Source organism: Mycobacterium sp. (assembly GCF_035653355.1).
In the GTDB taxonomy this organism is placed as follows: domain Bacteria; phylum Actinomycetota; class Actinomycetes; order Mycobacteriales; family Mycobacteriaceae; genus Mycobacterium.
In genome coordinates, this window is sequence record NZ_DASRBZ010000488.1 from 1 (window position 1) to 4,497 (window position 4,497).

The 4,497-nt window shown below is 67.0% G+C and carries 6 protein-coding genes; 1 reads left to right on the plus strand and 5 read right to left on the minus strand.

The features are described from left to right. From VFA16_RS16860 to VFA16_RS16870, 3 genes are all read right to left on the minus strand, one after another. Positions 1-1,516: phosphoenolpyruvate carboxylase (locus VFA16_RS16860; protein ID WP_324968918.1), on the minus strand; the 1,516-nt coding region annotated here is incomplete at its 3' end. A gap of 38 nt (positions 1,517-1,554) precedes the next feature. Further along, positions 1,555-1,788, minus strand: a complete 234-nt coding sequence (gene secG, locus VFA16_RS16865; protein WP_324968919.1) for a preprotein translocase subunit SecG — start codon at positions 1,786-1,788, stop codon at positions 1,555-1,557. Between the two features lie 81 nt (positions 1,789-1,869). Continuing rightward, entirely contained in the window at positions 1,870-2,529 is a 660-nt protein-coding gene (locus tag VFA16_RS16870; protein WP_324968920.1) for a helix-turn-helix domain-containing protein, read from the minus strand. Positions 2,530-2,660: 131 nt separating this feature from the next. Between VFA16_RS16870 and VFA16_RS16875 the strand changes: the two genes are divergently transcribed. Further along, the gene (locus VFA16_RS16875) at positions 2,661-3,140 is read left to right on the plus strand and encodes a MarR family winged helix-turn-helix transcriptional regulator (RefSeq protein WP_324968921.1); all 480 of its coding nucleotides are present in this window, start codon (positions 2,661-2,663) and stop codon (positions 3,138-3,140) included. Between the two features lie 19 nt (positions 3,141-3,159). On the opposite strand, the gene tpiA is transcribed toward VFA16_RS16875, so the two are convergent. Together tpiA and pgk are read right to left on the minus strand one after the other, a co-directional pair. Then, a complete protein-coding gene (gene tpiA / locus VFA16_RS16880) occupies positions 3,160-3,945 on the minus strand; it encodes a triose-phosphate isomerase (protein WP_324968922.1) in 786 nt (261 codons plus the stop codon). A 14-nt stretch (positions 3,946-3,959) separates the two neighbouring features. Next, positions 3,960-4,497 (minus strand): phosphoglycerate kinase (pgk, locus tag VFA16_RS16885; protein ID WP_324968923.1); only part of this gene is annotated, 538 nt, incomplete at its 5' end.

Here is a 4,497-nt window from a genome sequence, read left to right on the forward strand (position 1 = left end):
GCACCGCGTGCGGGCCGTAGACCTCGACCGCGCGCCCAGCGGCCGCGATGATGTCGAGCTCCCGCCTGGCCAGCTCGGAAAGTTGGGCGCGGTCGCTGAGCAGCGGCCGCCGGGTGCCGAGTTCGCCGGCCAGCAGCGCCACCCGCTGGTCTTCTGGCAGCGACGAGTAGTCCGGGTCCACCCCGGCCCATGCCAGCAGCTCGGCAACGACTTCTTCGTGACCGTCGGAGTTCTGCCGCAGGTCCAGGCCGCACAGGTGAAAACCGAAGACATGCACGGATTCTCGCAACGCGGCCAGCCGGTGTTCAGCGAGCAGCGCGCTGCCGTGGCGGCGCAGCGAGGCATCGATGGTGTCGAGATCGGCCCGCAACTGCCCCGGTGTCATGTACCGGGGCAGGGCCAGGTCGAGCTGCTGGGCCGGCTGGCGATCGAGGATCGCGGCCGCGGTCGAGGTGAGCCGGGCGCGGATCACCCGCAACGCCCGCCGGTAGGGTTCGTCGGCGCGGGCCGGTTCGTGGCAGGCGTCGGAGAGCGCGGCCAGTTCGGAAGTGACCGTGACCAGCCGCGCCGACATCGACAGCTCCTCTTCCAGCGCGGTCAGCTCCGCGAAGTAGTGCGCCAGCGCGGTGTAGGCCGCGCTGGCGGTGGCCAGCCGCACCACGTCGGCGGTCACGTTCGGGTTGCCGTCGCGGTCACCGCCGATCCAGGACCCCGGCCGCAGGATGGGCTCGCAGAGCAGGTTTGCGTCCGGCCACCGAGCGCGCAACTGCTCCCGCACTTCGGCGTTGATCTTCGGGATGACGTCGAAAAAGGCGGCCGGGTAGTAGCGCAGCCCGACTTCGATCTCGTCGGAGATCTGCAGCCGCGACAGTCGGACCAGCGCGGTCTGCCACAGCGTCAGCACCTGGCGACGCAACTCCGGTTCGATGGCGCGGCCGTCGTCGGTCTCGGTGCGTCCTGAAGCGCGCAGCCGCATCAACTCGGTGATCCGGTGCTGCGTGGCGAAGACGGTGCGACGCCGCGTCTCGGTCGGGTGCGCGGTGATGACCGGCGAGACCAATGCGTCGGCCAGGGCTGCGGCCACTGTGGCCGAGTCGATGTCGGCGGCATCGAGTTTGCGATACGTGGCGGCGAGGCTGCTGTCCTGCGGCGGCTCACCGGCGGCGATGTGGATGGCGCGGCGCCGCTCACGGTGAATGTCTTCCGCCACATTGGCCAGCAGCGCGAAGTGAGTGAAGGCCCGGATCACCGGGATGGCCAGGTGGATGTCGAGACCTGAGAACATTCGGGCCAGGTCGGCGCGCTCGATCTCCGAGCGTCGCAGCCGAAACGACTCCACCCGGGCACGCTCGACGAGTTCGAACACCTCGTCGCCGTTCTGCTCGCGAACGGTGTCGCCGAGTATCGCGCCGAGCAGCCGGATGTCCTCGCGCATCGGCTCGGTGGCTTCCCGGCCCACCCGCGTGCGTTGGACGGCGCCGACCGGCTCCAGCCCAGCGTCGGAGACCCCAGCCATGCGTCCCAGTGTGACGCCGACTGCCCGCGCTCGCCTGTTTAGCGGTACTTGATCATCAGGGCCATCCCGATGATGGACACCAGCCAGATGCCGGTGACGAATAGGGTCAACCGGTCCAGGTTTTTCTCGACGACCGTCGACCCGGACAGGCTGGATTGCACGCCGCCGCCGAACAGTGTCGAAAGGCCCCCACCCTTGGCGCGATGCAATAGCACCAGGAGCACCACCAGCACGCTGGTGATCACCAGGATGATTTGCAGGGCCAACTCCATGGCCGCCACCTTACCGGGTGGAGCCCCCGAGAGGACCGCGGCCTGGGCGAACGGCGGCCGGTCGGTCTGGCAGTAACCTGGTCAGCGCCGTTCGGGTGCCACCGCCTCGGCCAGTTCGGCAGGAACCCCGGGCAGCCGGGCGATCGTGTCCAGCAGGGCGTGGGCGCAGACATCACCCAGCAATCCGGCGTCGATTACGGGGTCTGTGATCCGCTGCCGGCACACCTCGAACGTGAATGCCAGCCATCCCGCCACACTCATTCGCAGTGCTCGCGCCATGGAGCCGTCCAAACCCTGCTCCCGGCCCGGCACCACCTCGGTGATCAGGGCCATGATTCGCGGCATCTGCCGGTCGATGACCACTTCTTCGATCGCCAGCAGCAGCGGGTCGGCGCGACTCACACCGAGGTAGGCGGCCCACACGCTGTTGGGATGGCGTTCGTGATAGTCCAGGCAGGCGAGCACGGCGGTGCGAACACTTTGGAATAGCCTCTGGTGCGGTCCCCGCGAAAGGCTGGTGGCTTCGAACAAGCGCTCAGCCTCGGCGTCGACTACCGCGTCGAAGAACGCTCGCTTATCCGGGAAGTAGTGGTACATCAGAGCGCGAGATACGCCCGCGCACTCGGCAACCTCGTCGATGCGCACCTCGTCGTAAGGTCTTCGCCCGAACATCTCAGCGCCCCAGGCAAGCAGCTCGGCACGCCGGTGGTCGGGCGACAGACGGCGTCTACCCTCCCCCATAATTCCTCCCCCTTAATATAAGCTACTTATCTACCAGGCTAGGCTTCCGACTTGCCTGTCTTTGTGGTGCATAGGGAATTCATAGGAATTCCGCGCTGTGTGCATAGGCATTTGATATAGGTCAGGTGCGAATGGAGCGGGACTCGCAAAACAGAGAGCACATCGTTGCGGCACTGCATGCTGCGGCACGGCTGCGGGTGCGTCACCTGGCCCATGGCCAAAGCCTGACGTCGAGCTCGGTTCTGGCGCGGCTGGCCGACGATGGTCCGACTCGGCTGACCGTGTTGGCGGACGCCAGTGGTGTCAGTCAGCCGGCGATGACGCAACTGGTTGCGCGATTGGAGCGCGAAGGCTTGGTTGCTCGCCTTCCCGACCCCGAGGACCGGCGTGCCACCCTGGTCGAGATCTCGGGTCGCGGGCGGACCTTCCTGTCGGAGCTGAGGAAGTCGCTCGACGACCGCCTTGTCGGGCTGCTGAAAACACTCTCCGCCGACGATGAGGCGACGTTGGCGTTAGCGATGCGCGTTGCCTTGCCCCGCATCCAGCAGTTGATCGAAGAGGCCGCGCAGCAACCGCGTTCGGCGCGGGAGCCCACGCCGTTGATGAGCTGACTACGCAGCCCGGCGACGCCTACGGCAGCGGCCCCCCGGCGGCGATGGCGCACAGCTTCGCATACTCCTCCCCGTCTAACGAGGCACCGCCGACCAGGGCCCCGTCGACGTCGTCGCACGCGATGATGTCGCCGATGTTCTTGGCGTTGACCGACCCGCCGTAGAGTACCCGCACGGTATCGGCGATCGGCGGTGACGCCAGCGCACCCAGTTCCTTGCGAATCGCCGCGCACACCTCCTGCGCGTCGGCGGCGCTGGCCACCCGCCCGGTCCCGATGGCCCACACCGGCTCGTAGGCGATGACAACCGTGCCGATCTGGTCGGCCGAAAGCCCCGCGAGCGAACCGCGCAGCTGCTCGACGTTGTGGCTCACGTGGTCGCCAGCTTCACGCACCTCAAGGTGTTCGCCGATGCACACGATGGGTATGAGCCCGTGCTTGAGCGCGGCGGCGGCTTTGGCGGCCACCAGCGCGTCGTCCTCGTTGTGGTAGGTGCGCCGCTCGGAGTGCCCGACGACGACGTAGGTGCACCCCAGTTTGGCGAGGAACGCGCCGCTGATGTCGCCGGTGTAGGCGCCGGAGTCGTGTGGCGACAGGTCCTGGCCGCCGTAGGTGAGCCGTAGTTTGTCGCCGTCGACCAGGGTCTGCACGCTGCGGAGGTCGGTGAATGGCGGCAGCACCGCGACGTCGACCTTGTCGTAGTACTTGTCCGGCAGCGAGAACGCGATCTTTTGCACCAGCGCGATTGCCTCGAAGTGGTTGAGGTTCATCTTCCAATTGCCGGCGATCAGCGGCTTGCGGCTCATCGGGCTCCTTCGCGTCAGGTGTTCAACACCGCTAGGCCGGGCAGTTCTTTGCCCTCGAGGTATTCCAGCGACGCGCCGCCGCCGGTGGAGATGTGCGACACCGCGCCCTCGGGAAGATTAAGCCCGCGCACCGCGGCCGCCGAGTCACCGCCGCCGACCACGCTGAAGGCACCCTTGGCGGTTGCGGCGACGATCGCTTCGGCCACGCCTTTGGTGCCTGCGGCGAACGCGGGGAACTCGAACACCCCCATCGGGCCGTTCCAGAAGATTGTCCTGGCGTTGGAAAGCAGCGTGGTGAACCGGGTGACGGACCCGGGTCCGATGTCCAGCCCCATTTGGTCGTCCGGAATGGCATCGGCTGCCACGACTTTCGATGGGGAATCGGCGGCGAATCTATCGGCCACGACGATGTCCACGGGCAGGCGGATCACGTCGGCGTAGGTTTCGCACAGCCTGCGACAAGTATCGACCATTTCGGGCTGCACCAGCGACGTACCGACTGAAAGTCCATGGGCGGCAAGGAATGTGAAGCACATGCCGCCGCCGATCACG